Origin of the sequence: Tumebacillus lacus (assembly GCF_026410385.1) — a bacterium.
Classification (GTDB): Bacteria; Bacillota; Bacilli; order Tumebacillales; family Tumebacillaceae; genus Tumebacillus; species Tumebacillus lacus.
In genome coordinates this window covers 74111-87829 of sequence record NZ_JAPMLT010000005.1, presented here as the reverse complement: position 1 = coordinate 87829, position 13719 = coordinate 74111, and the positions used below count along the sequence as shown (strand labels likewise).

Sequence of the window (13719 nt, the reverse complement as noted above, 5' to 3'; positions counted from 1 at the left end):
TATGTGGAAATTTAGAAATTCATACAAGAATCGACACGATCCAGGTCGACATGCGCCCGGACGCTGTCCCGAACCGTCTGAACGGACGGCAGATCCCCGAGCCACGGCACGTGCCCAAGAACGGGCACGTTCGCATACTCTTCGATGTAAGCGGCGTTATAGGCCTCCGAAAGGTCGTGCGCGGCTCCCTTGCCGCCGGACAGGATCACGCCGGCCACCCGCAGACCGAGCGACTCCGCATAGCGGACGGTCAGCACGGTGTGGTTGACGGTGCCAAGGTGAGCGCGAGCGACGATGAGCAACGGATACCCGAGCTGCGCGGCCAGATCGGCGACGGTCGCGTCTGTTGTCAGCGGCACGGCGAGGCCGCCCGCCCCTTCGACCAGCCAGCGGGCGTGATCCCCGCGCACCTCGTCAAAGGCGGCCAGCAGATCGGCGAGCAACAGCGGCGACCCGGCCCGCTCCGCCGCCAGCCGCGGGGCGAGCGGCTCGGCGAACGCATAGCGGCCGATCCGCTCCACCGGGTCCGGCAGACCGCTCAACGCTTTCAGGCGGCAGACGTCGCCGGTCTCGTCGTGCAGCAGGTCGCCCGACTGCACCGGCTTGTAGCAGCCGACGTCCTCGCCCCGCTCCCGCAGACACCACGCCAGCGCCCCGGTGACGAGCGTTTTGCCGACGCCTGTGTCGGTGGCGGTGATAAACGCGGACCTCATCACACCGCCCCCCTCGCCACGGCAAACGCCTCCCGGATCGCGTCCACGTCGCTGTTGGTGTGCGTCGCCGTCAGCGTCAGGCGGATGCGCGACGTGCCCGCCGGCACGGTCGGCGGACGGATCGCCGGCGCGTACACCCCGGCCTCCTCCAACCGTCTGGCAAAGGCGACCGCCTCCTCCGCCTCGCCGATCAACACGCCGATGATCGGCGTCTCGCTGGGAAACACAGTAAACCCTTCCCCGCGCAACATCGACCGCAGCCACTCCGCCTGCGCCAACACCTGCTCGCGGCGGTGCGGCTCTTCGCGGACGATCTGCAACGCAGCCCGCGCCGCGCCGATCACCGCCGGACTCAGCGCCGTCGAGAAAATAAACGGTCGTGCCCGGTTGACCAGATAGTCGATCATGTCGCGGCTGCCCGCGATGTAGCCGCCCTCGGCTGCGAACGCCTTGGACAACGTGCCCATCTGCACCGCCACCCGGCCGTACAGCCCGAAGTGATCGACCGTCCCGGCCCCGTTCGGCCCGAGCACACCGGTGCTGTGCGCGTCATCGACCATCACATCGGCGCCGTATTGCTCCGCCAGGTCGCAGATCGCCGGCAGCGGCGCGATGTCGCCGTCCATGCTGAACACGCCGTCGGTGACGATCAGGATGCGCCGATACCGCCCCTGCGCCCCCCGCAGCAGCGCGTCCAGCTCTGTCAGATCGGCGTGTCCGTAGACCTGCCGCTGCGCTTTCGACAGCCGTGCCCCGTCGATCAGCGAGGCATGGTTGAGCGCGTCGCTCAGGATCAGGTCTCCCTCGCCGACCAGCGCGGTCAGAGCCGCCACATTGGCCGCATAGCCGGAGTTGAACAGCAACGCCGCCTCCGTCCGTTTGAAAATGGCGAGCTCCTCTTCCAACTTTTCATGCAGATCCGTATTGCCCGTCGTCAGCCGGGAACCGCCGCTCCCCGTGCCGTACTCGCGGATCGCCCGGATCGACGCTTCCTGCACGCGCGGATCGTTGGCCAGACCCAGGTAGTTGTTCGACGCACACATCAGCAGCGTCCGTCCCTCCACGGTGACCGCCCGTTGCGTCGCGCTCTCCATCCGCCGCAAACTGCGATAGAGGCCGGCCTCGCGAATCTCGTCGAGCTCGCTCTTAAAGTCCATGCGGCAGTCCCTCCCCGCGCGTCTTCACGCCTTTTTCGGTGATGTCCTCAATCGCTTTGTAGAGGATGTCGATCATCTCATCTAGCTCCGCCACCGTCGACCCGAGCGGCGGCATGAACACGACCACATTGCCCAGCGGGCGCAGGATCATGCCCAGTTCGCAGGCCCGGCGGGAGACGAGCAAACCGATTTTTTCCTGCCAGTCGTACTCTTCCTTCGTCGCTTTGTCCTTGACCAGTTCGATCCCGATCATAAACCCGCGCTGTCGGATGTCACCGACAGATTTCAAAGAAGAAAACGCCTCCAAACGCTCCGCCACATGACCCGACTTGTCTGCCACATCCGCGACCAGGCCGCGGTCATGGAACAACTTCAGATTGGCCAACGCCACCGCGCAGCCGAGCTGATTGCCCGTATAGGAGTGGCCGTGGAAAAACGTCTTTTTCTCCTCGTAGCTTCCGAGAAACGCGTTGTACACCTCATCGGTCGCAAGCGTCGCCGCCACCGGCAGATAGCCGCCGGTCAGCCCTTTGGCGACGCACATCAGATCGGGCGTCACCCCGTCGTGGTCGCAGGCGAACATCGCCCCCGTGCGGCCAAAGCCGGTCGCCACCTCGTCGCAGATCATCAGCACGTCATGCTCGGTGCACAACTTCCGCAGCTCCTTGAGGAATCCGGACGGCATCGTGATGATCCCGCTCGCCCCTTGGACGACAGGCTCGATGATAAACGCCGCGATCTCCCCGGCTTTTTCGGTCAGCAGCGACTCCACCTGTTCGAGACAAGCAAATCCGCACGACGAAGGCTCTTGGCTGACCGGACAGCGGTAGCAGTACGGATAATCCACCCGGTACGAGCGGAACAGCAGTTTCGAATACGCTTTGTGATAGATGTCGATCGCCCCGACGCTCACCGCGCCGATTGTGTCGCCGTGATAGGCGTTGTTCATCGTGACAAACGACTGCTTTTCCGGCTTGCCTTTGTGTTGCCAATATTGGAACGCCATCTTGATCGCGATCTCGACCGACGTCGCGCCCGAGTCGGAGTAAAAGACTTTCTGGAGCCCCTGCGGCGCCACCCGGATGATCTGCTCCGCCAACTCAATCGCCGGCACGTTCGCCATCCCGAGCAGCGTGGAGTGGGCGATCTTGCCCAGTTGCTCCTTGATCGCTTCGTCGAGCTCCGGCACGCGATGACCGTGCACGTTCAGCCACACGGACGACACGCCGTCGTAGTACTCCCGGCCGGTGACATCGCGCAATTTGACGCCTTCCGCCGATTCGATGATCAGCGGCTGGTCTTCGTGGTAGCCTTTCATCTGCGTAAACGGATTCCAGAGGTACTGTTTACTCTTCTCACTGAGCGTCTGGTAGTCGGTCGTCATCTTTTGGACAGCTCTCCTTCTTCATTGAGATACGGTTGCGGCGGAATGGCCTGCACCAGCGCCGGCACTTGCAACTCGCGCTCGTACGCCGCCGCATCCCTCACACCGCGCACAAGATACACCCGGCCGCCCAACGGACTGCCGAGGGGTTTTAAATAGGGAATACGCACATACCCGAGCCGCTGTGACGCGACATAGCCCGCCACATAGCCGGGATCATCCGACCAGCACAGTTCGGCGACCGTGCCCGGCGTCGAAGTCACCTTGGTCGCCAGCGCCACCGCTTCGGCGATCCGCTCATTGGCAAGGCCGTTTGCCGCCACCTGTTCCCGCCAAGCTGCAAGCGCGTCCGGGGCCCAGTCGATCTTGGAGATCCGCACGCCGCGCGCGGGGTCTGTTTCCAGCCGCTCGCCCGTGTCGGCATCCAGCACGATCGCCCCCCGCATCGCGCCGCCGTCCGGTGCCGGACCGCCGGCGATCAGGTCGACCGCGTACTGTGCGATCCGGCTGTCGATGCCGCACGCTTCGAGCAGTTCGACAGCGACGGCCCGCCCCTCCGTCAGATCGGCGACCGGACGGGTGCGGATCGGCAGTGCAGTCAAGCTCCCGATCCCCTCATCCGGCACCCGTTCCACCGTCAGATTAATAAAATCCGGCCGCCCCTTCTCATGCGTCATCGCCCGCCGCAGCAAGCGTTGCACCATGACTTCGATCTCCTCCTCGCCGACGATGCGCTCGCCGCCGGAGATGTGCGCGCCGCCCTGCTCATGCGGACCGCCTTCCGCCGCCCGCATCCGCACGCTGTACCAAGTCATGCGCAACTCCTCCTCACGTCCCTTTGTCAACTTGTCCAAACATCTGAGTTAACAATATCTAAAACACAGTGTACCACCCTCCCCAAATCATGGCAATCGTCTGATCGGTCTAAAAACGCGCACAAAAAAACGGAACGAGGTGCTCTCGTTCCGTAGTCTGTCACTCATGGTGATCGTCATCGTCGTCATCATCAGCGCCCTGTCTGACCCGTTCCTTTTTCACAAACAGGCGCGGGAACAGATGGTGCGCGTCGAGAATCACAAACGCCAGCAACGCCGACAGCATGCCGGTGATATACATACCCGCACCGATCATCAGCCCAATGGCTGCTGCGACCCAGAGACCGGCCGCCGTAGTCAAGCCGCGGACAAAGCCGCGCCCGTCCTTGATGATCGTCCCCGCACCGAGAAAGCCGACGCCCGCCACGACCTGCGCCGCGATACGGCCGGGGTCATTGTTGGCACCGGTGGTGGGAAATCCGTACATCGAAGCGAGCGAGAACATGCAAGATCCGAGGCAAACCAAAGAATAAGTGCGAAATCCGGCCCCGGTGGCCTGTCGTCCCATCTTCAAATTGCGTTCCCGTTCCAGCCCCATGATGGCACCTGCAACAAAGGCGATCAACAAGCGAACGGCGATCACGTCGATCATATCTAACTCTCTCAGGATGTCATCCCAAATGCCACCCACCTGTCAATCCCCCGTTCCAAAAAAAGTTGACACTTCGGTTGTACAATTCGTCTGAAATATCCATCTATTATAATAAGAAACACAATCAAAAAGCAACACGGTAAGACAAATCCAACAATATCAAGGGGGTCTTTACATGGATTGGGCACAATTGGTCAGCAACTACGGGTTTCCCATTGTCGTCAGCCTCTACCTCCTCGTCAAACAGCAACAAAAGTTGGAAGAAGTCTCGACGTTGCTCGCCCGCATCTCGGAGGCCCTGAAGATCAGCGAATGACAAATCCGCACATCCGTCTCCCACGTCCAGATACACACTGAAGGTCGCCGTTTTCGCCAAAAGAGCGGAAGCGAGCGGCCTTTTTTTGGCATGTCAAACTACTTTATGCGTGGAAAGCTTGTCCCATACAGCTCCGCCCCTCACAAAAAATCGGCATACTCCCCACCCTGAGTATGCCGACCTTTTCCCTATATATTTTTGTCTTGGCAGATTAGCGGGTCGTCCGCTCCCTCTCCACCAACTCCATAAAACCATACGGCAGCTCCTCTCGGTACGAACGAATCAGCAAGAGCAAACGCAGGACCAGCTCCTGTTCGACGTCATAGGCGTCTTCGATCGCCGCTTGTCTTGCATATTTTTTGATCAGCGGGCGAAACCGCTCGATGATCTCACTTTGGGCGGCCGCATCCCCCGATTTGGCGCGCAAGAGCAGCGTACGGAGCGACTCGATGTGTTTCATCACGACATCGTCCCTTCCACCTGCATCGTGCCGTTGCTCAAACGACGGCGGATGCGGCTCAGGCTGTGTTTCTTCAGTTTGTTGACCGACTGCTGCGACACCCCGAGTACCGTCGCCGCCTCCTGTTCGGTCATCTGTTGCACATACAACAGGTCGAGCACCAGCTGCTGCCGCTCGGTCAACTCATGCAACGCTTCATGCAACGCCGGGTCGGCAGCCAGGTCGTCCAAATCGAGCGTCCGGCCGACCACCTCGTTCTCCACCGAGACGTACGGGTCGCGGATCGTCTCGATCCGCTCAATCCCGCCCCCCTCCTCCCCGCCAATCGGCGAGTTGAGAGCCAGCGTTTCAAAGGACTGACGATGACGGGCTTTGCGCAATACATGCAACGCTTCATAATGAATGTGCTTGCGAACAAATCCGAGAAACCGCATCTCGTAGTAAAACTCCGCAAAGCGGCGTTCCAGCTCCAAGCGATCTGCTTCCTCCTGACGCAGCAAGACGTTGCAAAACAACTCGTGATTTTCCGGGACCTGCATGAAGCGCTGGAGAAGCGGATTGCTGAAAAAAGGCACGACGGGCGACGACTTCGTTTGCGACATGGTGTGAGTCCCTCCCTTTTTTCACTGGAAAATCAGATTACTTGTAGATGTCCTTTTTTTTCCTTTCCTACAACTTTGTCCCCCCTTCTCGTAAAAAAATATTTGTAAGAACGACTCTAACTTTATCGGAAATAATATACGCTGCTATTTTATTAACAAATATATTCGATTGTTGAGGAAACTTTCCTGCTGTCAAGATCTTTTTTTCTAAAAATTTAAAAAACACCGTGCCAATTCGCAGCACGGTGTTTGTTCAAGGCATCGCAGCCCGGATGTACGTAAACCGGGTAGCATGCTCCATCTCATCGAGCGTCAGTTCCAGCAACAGGTCGCGCACTTCGCGGAACGTCGTCATTTTATACATCTCCCGGTAGTGCTCCGCCGCTGCCAGTTCGTCTTCGAGTGCCTGCTCGACCGACCGTTCAAAATCGGCGATCTCCGGCGGTCCGGGAATCGGCACTTGCGCTTCGCTGCCGGTCAGCGACCGATAGAGATGCGTCAACATCCGCTCATGTTTGATCTCATCGTTCCATGCGTGCTGGATCGAACGCTTTTGAAACATCGTCATCGCCCGGTCGTACATCACCCGGTAAAACTGTTGCGCGGCACGTTCGTCGTAGATCGCTTTGAGCAGCTTTTGCAAAAACCGGGTGCGGTCGGTAAATCCCTCCGTGTGCGGGTTGCGCACGCCCGCGGCCGGTGTCCAGTATCCATCGTACATGCGATGTGCCACCTCCTCTGGTCATTGCAGGATATTCGCCCGCCCGCCAGAGGGACACCCATCGACAAGAAAATAGGCTCCCGACCAGCGGGAGCCTGTTTTCCATCTCTTACAAGACCATTCGTTCCAGCACCATCGCGATGCCGTCGTTGTCATTTGTATCGGTGATATGATCCGCAATCGACTTGAGCATCGGATTGGCATTGCCCATCGCGACGCCAAGCCCTGCGTAGCGGATCATCTCCGTGTCATTGTCTTCGTCGCCAAACGCGATCACATCCTCACGGGCCACACCGAGACTCTCCGCCACCAACGCCAGCGACGAGCCTTTGTTCACCCCGGCGCGCACGACCTCGATCACATGATAAGGCACGCCCCACAGGCGATGATCGATCACGTCGGCGTGATGCTCGTGCAGATAGGCGCGCAGGTCGTTCATGCGGTGCTTGCCGGGGGAGATCAGCACGTTGGTCGGATGCTCGGTGACCAGTTCGCGCAGGTTGCCGATCCCGGACGGCGGGCGGCCGTCGTGCGCGGCGAACTTGATCAAGCCATCATCATGGCTGCCGAGGTAGTAGTTGTCTTTGACTTCCACCATGATCGACGAGATGTCGAGCCGCTCACACGCGTCGAGCACAGCAAACGCCGTCTCGCGCTCCATCGGGAAGTGGTGGTGCCCCCACGTCTCATCGTGGTGGTGATGCACAAACGCGCCGTTGAAGTTGATCATCGGCGAACGCAGGCTGAGCTCCTGGTAATACGCGAGGCTCGCCCGCGGCGGCCGTCCGGTGGCGATGACCACGTGATGTCCTTGTTGCATCGCCGCTTGCAAGGCGCGCTTGGTCCGCTTGGAGATGGTCTTCTCACGGGTCAATGTCGTGCCGTCCAAATCGATGGCGATCAGTTTCTTAGCTGCTTGATTCATGGTCAGTCCCCCTCCCGGTGAAAGTTTTAAGAATCTTACCTGAGTCTCAGACACCTGTCAAGAAAAAAATTTCAAACTTTTTCTCTATTTTTCAGCTGGAAAAGTGACAGAATGGGCGGACTCTCTCATATGAATGTTACAGACATCTAAATTTCGTGGATGAAAGTGTATCAATCTCCCAACTAGGGGACATAAAGGTAATATACGATTTTGGAGGCGATATGATGGAAACTGTTGAACGTTGGACCACCCGCTCCGACGCGTGGACCGCGGATGATGACCAAAAGCTGGCGGAGATCGTCCTGCGTCATATACGAGAAGGCAGCACGCAACTGAACGCGTTCGTCGAATCGGCCAACCTGCTCGGCCGCACCCCGGCCGCGTGCGGCTATCGCTGGAACGGCGTCGTGCGCAAACACTACGAAGACCATATCAAAGATGCCAAGCTCGCGAAAAAAGAGCGGCTCTCCATGCGTCAACAGGCCAAGCAACGTCGCGCCTACGGACCGGACCTCGAAGACCCGTCGATCGACGGCATCATCCGTGCACTGAAAAATCACGAGCGCGAATACTACAACCTGCAAGAAAAATCCCGCCAGCTCGAAGAGCGCATCGCAGAGCTGGAGACGCAGCTCTCCTCCGTGCTGCATGAAAACTCCCGCCTTCGCCATCAGGTCGGCGACGACAAAGCGCCTGATCTGCTCGGCGGCGAAGACTCGAAAGCGCTGCTGGAGATCATGGACCGCGCCCGCAAACTGCTGGAGATGGAGCAGCAAGGCGTGAAAGCGCCCCGCTTTAAAATGGACGATCACGGCAACCTGGAGCGTGTGAGCGAATAGCGTTCGCCGCCCCATCCACGAAAAGAAAACAGAGAGTGTCCGCTGCATCCCAGGATGTCATACGGACACTCTCTTTTTTCGTTGCATCGACAGCCCTCGCTGTCTAGTCTAGTTCGCCACTTGTTTCATCGCCGCTTCATAGTAGCGGACAAATGCGTAGCCCACTTCGGCACGGGTGGCCGGTTGGTGTGCGGCGAGGTTCGGATAGTAGAGACCTTGCGCCTTGGCGACGTGCATGTGCCCCGCCGGCCAGCCTTGACCGCTCTGCGTCTCATACGCCTTGGCAGCCGATTCGAGACCGAGCATGCGCACGAGCACGGTCATGATCTGAGCGCCGGTCAACTGCCCGGTCGGAGCGAACGTATCGGCCGAGGTGCCGACGATCCATTTTTGGTCGAAGGCGAGCTTGACGTACGGATTGGCCCAACCGTTGTAGTCGAGGTCGCGAAACTGCGAGGTGCGCGGTCCGACTGCGTCGCCCTGCCCCGCGCCCAGCACGAGGATCTTGGCAAACTGCTCGCGGGTGACGCGGTCCTCCGGCGAGAAGGTGCCGTCGGTGCGCCCGTTAAGCACGCCGAGGTTGACCAGTTTGGTCACCTCCGCATAGTACGGGTGCGAGTACGGGAGATCCGGGAAGGCGGAGCTCCACGATTTACCATCGTTTTGCTCGTGCAGGCGCTGGTAGACCGATTTGCCTGTCAGCAGGCCGGACAGTGCCGTCGCCGCGTTTTGCGTCGCCATCAGGTTGGATGCCGTCTGTCCGCGCACGTGTGAGAAGGAGCCGCCCGCCGTCTGATAGGTGAGCAGGTTGTCGACCGGGTCGCCGCCGCTCTTGTCCCAGCTTGCCGGGTCGATGCTGTGCATCAGCAGCGCTTCGATGATGATCGAAGACGTGTCGCTGTTTTCCACCCCGAGCGCGACAAATCCGCCGTTGTCCTTTTGGATGTTTTTCAAATAGTTCTGTGCTTTTTGCACGTTCGGATGGGACGCGTCAAGGTCCAACGCCTTCATCGCGATCAACGCCATCGCCGTGATATCCGGGTCGGACATTGCATCCGACGACCAGTTAAATCCGCCGTCCGCATGCTGTTTGCCGAGCAGATAGGAGGCCGCCAGCTCTTGTTTGGGAATCGGCTGCCCCGCTGCGTACAGCGCGATGATGCCGTAGACATGCGCGTTGAGCAGGTCCTCGCCCCAGCCGTAGATCGTGTCGGCAAATTTGCCGTTTTCCTGCTGGGAGGAAAGAATCGCTTGGATGAGATCCTTTTTCCCGAAGGCACGCGGGTTTTGATGTGCAGCCAACGCGCCGAGCAGCGTGCTTTCAAAATCGGTGGTGGCATCGCCGATGTTCACCTGTTTGAGCAGATCGGACTCGCGCCATTTGACGCCGTTTTTGCCGTCGAGGGTGCTCCACTTGGGCCCGGTCACATCCTCCCCCGCCGCATAGATCGCCAGAGCGGGCCAGTCGAGCACGTAGCGGAACTGGTTTTTGCTCAGCTCTTGGTGCATGTAGTTCATCGCGTTGTCGCGGCTTTGTTGCAGGGTCGCGTTGTCTGCTGCGTGCGCGATGCCGCCAATCGGCAGGAGCGCAGCCGTCAGGGCGAGCGCCGTCCATCTCTTAACGCTTTTCATCTGTCAGCACCTCCAAGGTGGTCGTCGTCAATTTGCGCCGGAACCGTAGCAGGATCGGCAGAAACGTTTTCGTGAGCAACAGGGCAAACAACACATTGGCCGCCGCATGCGCGATGTCAAACGGCAAAGAGCGCACGTTGGTGAGCCACCACGTCGTGAAGTTCAGCGGGTACATCGTTGAGAGCCACGTCCAAAGGTTCATGATCCAGCCGAACAAAAAACCCCAGATCAAGCCAAATCCGGCCAGTTCCCACGCCGTCACGCGCTCTCCGCGCACGCGTCCCAGCCAGCCGGCCGTCACGCCGACCAGACCCCACGCCAGCATCTGCCAAGGCGTCCACGGACCTTGCCCGAAAAATAAGTTGGACACGAGAGCCGCCGTCGCCCCGACCATAAACCCGGCACGCGGGCCAAACACATACCCGGCCAGCAGGACGATGTAGGTCGTCGGTTTGAAGTTTGGAAACGGCGCAAACAGGATGCGCCCGACGATGGCCACCGCTGCCAGCGAGGCGATCACCGCCGTCTCTTTCGACGTGACAGCAGCCCGCTCGTAGCGCAGATAAAACAGGCCGAGGCCGAGCAGGAGCAGAAACAGCGAGGTCAACGCCCAGTTCAGATCCCCGTCCGGCCAGTACGTGTAGGCGAGGAACGCCAGCGCGACGGTCAGCAAGATCAGCAAGGCGGAGTAGAGACGACGCTTCATCGGGACTCCTCCTCACCCGCGAGGTTGCGCAGGGCGGCCACCCCGTCGGCGAGGCGGACGATGCGGTCGTCCACGCCGCGAAACACGCGTCCGGTCTGCGGGGCAAAGAACAGGCCCCGGGCCAGCATCTCCTGCGGTGCACCGTGAGCGACCGCTTCCCCGTCATCCAGCAGGACGACCTCCTGCGCGTATTCGGCGGCAAACTCCACATCGTGCGTGATCAGGATCACCGTGCCGCCGTCCTCGACGAAACGGCTGAGCCATGCGCCGAGCCGATCCTTTTGTCCGCTGTCCAGCCCGCGTGTCGGCTCATCGAGCAGCAAGGCATCCGGCCGCTGCACGAGCACGGTGGCCAGCGCGGCCCGTTGCCGTTCGCCGCCGCTCAGATCGCGCGGGTTGCGGTCGCGGGCGGCGAGCAAGCCCAGTCCGTCGAGCACCGCGTCGATCTCCCGCTCCGCCTCTTCCGTCCCGACAGGCAGTCCGATCAGGCGGCGCGAAAACTCACACTCCGCCCGCAACGTCTCGTGGAACAGATAGTCGGCCGGGTATTGCGAGAGATACCCCACCTTTCCGGCGAGGTCGGCCGGGTCGAGACAGCTCGTCTCTTGCCCGTCGATCCGGACGCGCCCCTCCTGCGGTTTGAGCAACGCGATCAGGTGGCGAAGCATCGTGCTCTTGCCCGCCCCGTTCGGCCCGAGGATCGCGGTGAGGCGGCCGGGGAGAATGTCCAGATCCAGTCCCTTCAGCACTTCCTCCCCATCCGGGTAGGCGTATCGCACATCGCGGGCTTCGAACATCGCACCTTCAGACTCACCGCCGCGAAACATGCGCCGCACGTTTCGGAAAAATCGGGACAGGCTCCGCTTGTCAGACTCACCGCCATTCGGGTCGGCAGCCGGACGAACGCCAGCGAGCGACGCGACCGTTTGCCGGGCGGCTTTCACCGTCAGCGGGCGTTCCGGGCGACCCGCATCGGCGAACAGTTTCGTCACCGGCGGCAGCAATTCCGGGCGTTGCTCCGAGGCGTAGCGGGCAAATCCTTGCGGTTCGCCGTCATAGTCGATGCGCCCTTCGTGCATGGCGACGATCCGGTCGGCGAGATGCAGGACGCGGTCGAGCCGCTGTTCGACGAGCACGACGGTCAGGCCGAGCTCCTCGTTCATCCGCTTGATCAGGTCGAGGATCTCCTGAGCCGCGCCCGGATCGAGCTGCGACGTCGGTTCGTCGAGCAGCAGAACGTCCGGTTGCAACGCCATGACGGCGGCGATGGCGACCTTTTGCTTTTCCCCGCCGGACAGGTCGGCGGTGGCGCGGTGACGGAGTGCGGTGAGGTCAAAGAACGACATCACCTCCGCCACCCGGCGGCGCATCTCGCTCTCCGGCACGAGCAGATTTTCCAAACCGAACGCGATCTCGCGCTCGACCTCCGACATCACCAGTTGTTTCTCGGGATCTTGGAAGACCATCCCGACATGGCGTGCGATCGAGCGGTTGGGAAATTCCGCTAGAGGTCGCCCGCGAAACAGCGCACGTCCGCCGATCTCGCCGCCGTAAAACTCCGGCACCAGTCCGTTCAGGGCGCGCAGCAGCGTCGATTTGCCGCAGCCGGAGGGACCGGCGAGCAACACAAATTCCCCTCGCTCCACCTGCCAGTCGATTCGGTCGAGGGTGAGGCGCGGGGCATCCGGATAGCGATAGGTGAATTGTTCCAGTTGCAGATCATAGCGGGTCATCTATCTTCGACTCCTTTTCGCAAACAACGGCGGCACGAGCAACAGCGTGCCCAGCACCAGCGCGGCGATCCACGCCCCGCCCGCAAACGGCCAACCGATCAAACGCGGGTAAAATACAAACTCGCTCCAGCCGGACCATGCACTTTGCACCGTCAGCCACACGGCGGCCGTCATCGCCGCCCATGCCAGCCCGTCGCGGCGGGACCACCGCTCCCGGGTGTACGAGGTGCGGCGACCCATGCCGTAGCCGCGAGCTTCCATCGCTTCGGCGACCTGCCACGAGCCTTCCAGCGCGGAGATCAACAGCACGGACACCATCGGCTTGCGGGCGGCGATGCGCTGCACCGGTCCGCCCTGATCGAGCCGCACCCCGCGCGTGCGCAGCACGTCGCCAATCTGCTCCGACTGCTCGGCGAGATAGGGTGCGAGGCGCGTCGTCATCATCGCCGTGACAGCGGAGCGGCGGGCGATCCGGCCCAGCAGACCGAGCGACCTGTCCGGAGACAGCCACGCCACAAACAGTGCACCGGCTGCCAGCACGATCAACATCCGCACCACCATCACGCCGCTAAACAGCAACGCCTCCATCGTCAGACGGATCTTGCCGAGCAGAAACAGGTTCGGCCCGATCCACAGCACCGTCGCGCCGTCCTTCGACACCAGCACATTCAGCACCACGATCAACAGCAACAACGGCCACGCATACCGCAAGATCGTCCCGAAAGCAGACAGCCCCCCGCCTCGCCACACGGCCAAAACGGAAACGGCCAGCAGCATCAACAGAAAGATCGGATGCTGCAACGCCACCGCCAGAAACAGCAACAACATCGGATACACCGTCAACGTCGCTGCATGATAACGGAAAAACGGACCAGAACCAAACGAAAACAGCTTGCGGTTCATAAGAACACCTCTATCGAAATTCACAGCCATCAGACATCGAATCGCTTACGATGTCGCAACGATCATCCTTCACACTGCCATCAAACTTAGAGCCGCTTACGATGCCGAAACGATCACCCTTCATACAGCCATCAGCCGCATACGACGTCGCAACGATCATC

General features: G+C 60.7%; 15 protein-coding genes. 2 read left to right on the top strand and 13 right to left on the bottom strand.

Annotated features, from left to right (window positions below; genetic code table 11):
- Positions 1-11: 11 nt before the first annotated feature.
- The 5 genes from bioD to OS242_RS11465 all read right to left on the bottom strand — a co-directional run bounded on the left by bioD (position 12) and on the right by OS242_RS11465 (position 4760).
- On the bottom strand, positions 12-713 hold the full coding sequence (bioD, locus tag OS242_RS11485; RefSeq protein ID WP_267151836.1) for a dethiobiotin synthase: 702 nt from the start codon (positions 711-713) through the stop codon (positions 12-14).
- Positions 713-1870, bottom strand: coding sequence for an 8-amino-7-oxononanoate synthase (bioF, locus tag OS242_RS11480; protein WP_267151835.1), 1158 nt, complete (start codon positions 1868-1870; stop codon positions 713-715). The genes bioD and bioF overlap by 1 nt, the downstream gene beginning before the upstream one ends.
- Positions 1860-3254, bottom strand: coding sequence for an adenosylmethionine--8-amino-7-oxononanoate transaminase (bioA, locus tag OS242_RS11475; RefSeq protein WP_267151834.1), 1395 nt, complete (start codon positions 3252-3254; stop codon positions 1860-1862). The genes bioF and bioA overlap by 11 nt, the downstream gene beginning before the upstream one ends.
- Complete coding sequence (locus OS242_RS11470) at positions 3251-4069, bottom strand: 6-carboxyhexanoate--CoA ligase (RefSeq protein WP_267151833.1); 819 nt, start codon at positions 4067-4069, stop codon at positions 3251-3253. Before OS242_RS11470 ends, bioA begins: the two co-directional genes overlap by 4 nt.
- A 160-nt stretch (positions 4070-4229) precedes the next feature.
- Positions 4230-4760 carry an MgtC/SapB family protein gene (locus tag OS242_RS11465; protein WP_267151832.1) on the bottom strand — a complete coding sequence of 177 codons (531 nt, stop codon included), beginning with the start codon at positions 4758-4760 and terminating at the stop codon, positions 4230-4232.
- 136 nt (positions 4761-4896) lie between these two features.
- On the opposite strand from OS242_RS11465, the gene OS242_RS11460 reads away from it, so the two are divergent.
- On the top strand, positions 4897-5037 hold the full coding sequence (locus OS242_RS11460) for a YvrJ family protein (protein WP_267151831.1): 141 nt from the start codon (positions 4897-4899) through the stop codon (positions 5035-5037).
- A gap of 211 nt (positions 5038-5248) precedes the next feature.
- Here the strand turns inward: OS242_RS11460 and OS242_RS11455 are convergent, their stop codons facing one another.
- The 4 genes from OS242_RS11455 to OS242_RS11440 all read right to left on the bottom strand — a co-directional run bounded on the left by OS242_RS11455 (position 5249) and on the right by OS242_RS11440 (position 7745).
- The gene (locus OS242_RS11455; protein ID WP_267151830.1) at positions 5249-5497 is read right to left on the bottom strand and encodes a helix-turn-helix domain-containing protein; all 249 of its coding nucleotides are present in this window, start codon (positions 5495-5497) and stop codon (positions 5249-5251) included.
- Complete coding sequence (locus tag OS242_RS11450; RefSeq protein ID WP_267151829.1) at positions 5497-6099, bottom strand: sigma-70 family RNA polymerase sigma factor; 603 nt, start codon at positions 6097-6099, stop codon at positions 5497-5499. Before OS242_RS11450 ends, OS242_RS11455 begins: the two co-directional genes overlap by 1 nt.
- 253 nt (positions 6100-6352) lie before the next feature.
- A complete protein-coding gene (locus tag OS242_RS11445; RefSeq protein ID WP_267151828.1) occupies positions 6353-6820 on the bottom strand; it encodes a ferritin-like domain-containing protein in 468 nt (155 codons plus the stop codon).
- Positions 6821-6929: 109 nt separating this feature from the next.
- A complete protein-coding gene (locus tag OS242_RS11440; RefSeq protein ID WP_267151827.1) occupies positions 6930-7745 on the bottom strand; it encodes a Cof-type HAD-IIB family hydrolase in 816 nt (271 codons plus the stop codon).
- A gap of 224 nt (positions 7746-7969) precedes the next feature.
- On the opposite strand from OS242_RS11440, the gene OS242_RS11435 reads away from it, so the two are divergent.
- Positions 7970-8584 carry an RsfA family transcriptional regulator gene (locus OS242_RS11435; protein ID WP_267151826.1) on the top strand — a complete coding sequence of 205 codons (615 nt, stop codon included), beginning with the start codon at positions 7970-7972 and terminating at the stop codon, positions 8582-8584.
- A 108-nt stretch (positions 8585-8692) separates the two neighbouring features.
- On the opposite strand, the gene OS242_RS11430 is transcribed toward OS242_RS11435, so the two are convergent.
- From OS242_RS11430 to OS242_RS11415, 4 genes are read right to left on the bottom strand one after another with little or no spacing between them, the layout of a single operon-like run.
- Positions 8693-10216 (bottom strand): S-layer homology domain-containing protein, encoded by a 1524-nt coding sequence (locus OS242_RS11430; protein ID WP_267151825.1) that lies wholly within the window; start codon positions 10214-10216, stop codon positions 8693-8695.
- Positions 10203-10922: an ECF transporter S component gene (locus OS242_RS11425; protein WP_267151824.1), complete on the bottom strand. Its 720-nt coding sequence runs from the start codon at positions 10920-10922 to the stop codon at positions 10203-10205. The genes OS242_RS11430 and OS242_RS11425 overlap by 14 nt, the downstream gene beginning before the upstream one ends.
- Positions 10919-12655, bottom strand: coding sequence for an ABC transporter ATP-binding protein (locus OS242_RS11420; RefSeq protein ID WP_267151823.1), 1737 nt, complete (start codon positions 12653-12655; stop codon positions 10919-10921). Before OS242_RS11420 ends, OS242_RS11425 begins: the two co-directional genes overlap by 4 nt.
- Complete coding sequence (locus OS242_RS11415) at positions 12656-13558, bottom strand: energy-coupling factor transporter transmembrane component T (protein ID WP_267151822.1); 903 nt, start codon at positions 13556-13558, stop codon at positions 12656-12658. It lies immediately after the preceding gene.
- Positions 13559-13719 lie beyond the last annotated feature (161 nt).

What these genes read in the sequence shown, in the direction of transcription:
- OS242_RS11420 (WP_267151823.1), bottom strand. Translation starts at nt 12,655, where the DNA reads ATGACCCGCTATGATCTGCAACTGGAACAATTCACCTATCGCTATCCG.
- OS242_RS11435 (WP_267151826.1), top strand. Translation starts at nt 7,970, where the DNA reads ATGGAAACTGTTGAACGTTGGACCACCCGCTCCGACGCGTGGACCGCG.
- OS242_RS11445 (WP_267151828.1), bottom strand. Translation starts at nt 6,820, where the DNA reads ATGTACGATGGATACTGGACACCGGCCGCGGGCGTGCGCAACCCGCAC.
- OS242_RS11415 (WP_267151822.1), bottom strand. Translation starts at nt 13,558, where the DNA reads ATGAACCGCAAGCTGTTTTCGTTTGGTTCTGGTCCGTTTTTCCGTTAT.
- OS242_RS11455 (WP_267151830.1), bottom strand. Translation starts at nt 5,497, where the DNA reads ATGAAACACATCGAGTCGCTCCGTACGCTGCTCTTGCGCGCCAAATCG.
- bioF (WP_267151835.1), bottom strand. Translation starts at nt 1,870, where the DNA reads ATGGACTTTAAGAGCGAGCTCGACGAGATTCGCGAGGCCGGCCTCTAT.
- OS242_RS11470 (WP_267151833.1), bottom strand. Translation starts at nt 4,069, where the DNA reads ATGACTTGGTACAGCGTGCGGATGCGGGCGGCGGAAGGCGGTCCGCAT.
- OS242_RS11425 (WP_267151824.1), bottom strand. Translation starts at nt 10,922, where the DNA reads ATGAAGCGTCGTCTCTACTCCGCCTTGCTGATCTTGCTGACCGTCGCG.
- OS242_RS11450 (WP_267151829.1), bottom strand. Translation starts at nt 6,099, where the DNA reads ATGTCGCAAACGAAGTCGTCGCCCGTCGTGCCTTTTTTCAGCAATCCG.
- OS242_RS11440 (WP_267151827.1), bottom strand. Translation starts at nt 7,745, where the DNA reads ATGAATCAAGCAGCTAAGAAACTGATCGCCATCGATTTGGACGGCACG.
- bioD (WP_267151836.1), bottom strand. Translation starts at nt 713, where the DNA reads ATGAGGTCCGCGTTTATCACCGCCACCGACACAGGCGTCGGCAAAACG.
- bioA (WP_267151834.1), bottom strand. Translation starts at nt 3,254, where the DNA reads ATGACGACCGACTACCAGACGCTCAGTGAGAAGAGTAAACAGTACCTC.
- OS242_RS11430 (WP_267151825.1), bottom strand. Translation starts at nt 10,216, where the DNA reads ATGAAAAGCGTTAAGAGATGGACGGCGCTCGCCCTGACGGCTGCGCTC.
- OS242_RS11460 (WP_267151831.1), top strand. Translation starts at nt 4,897, where the DNA reads ATGGATTGGGCACAATTGGTCAGCAACTACGGGTTTCCCATTGTCGTC.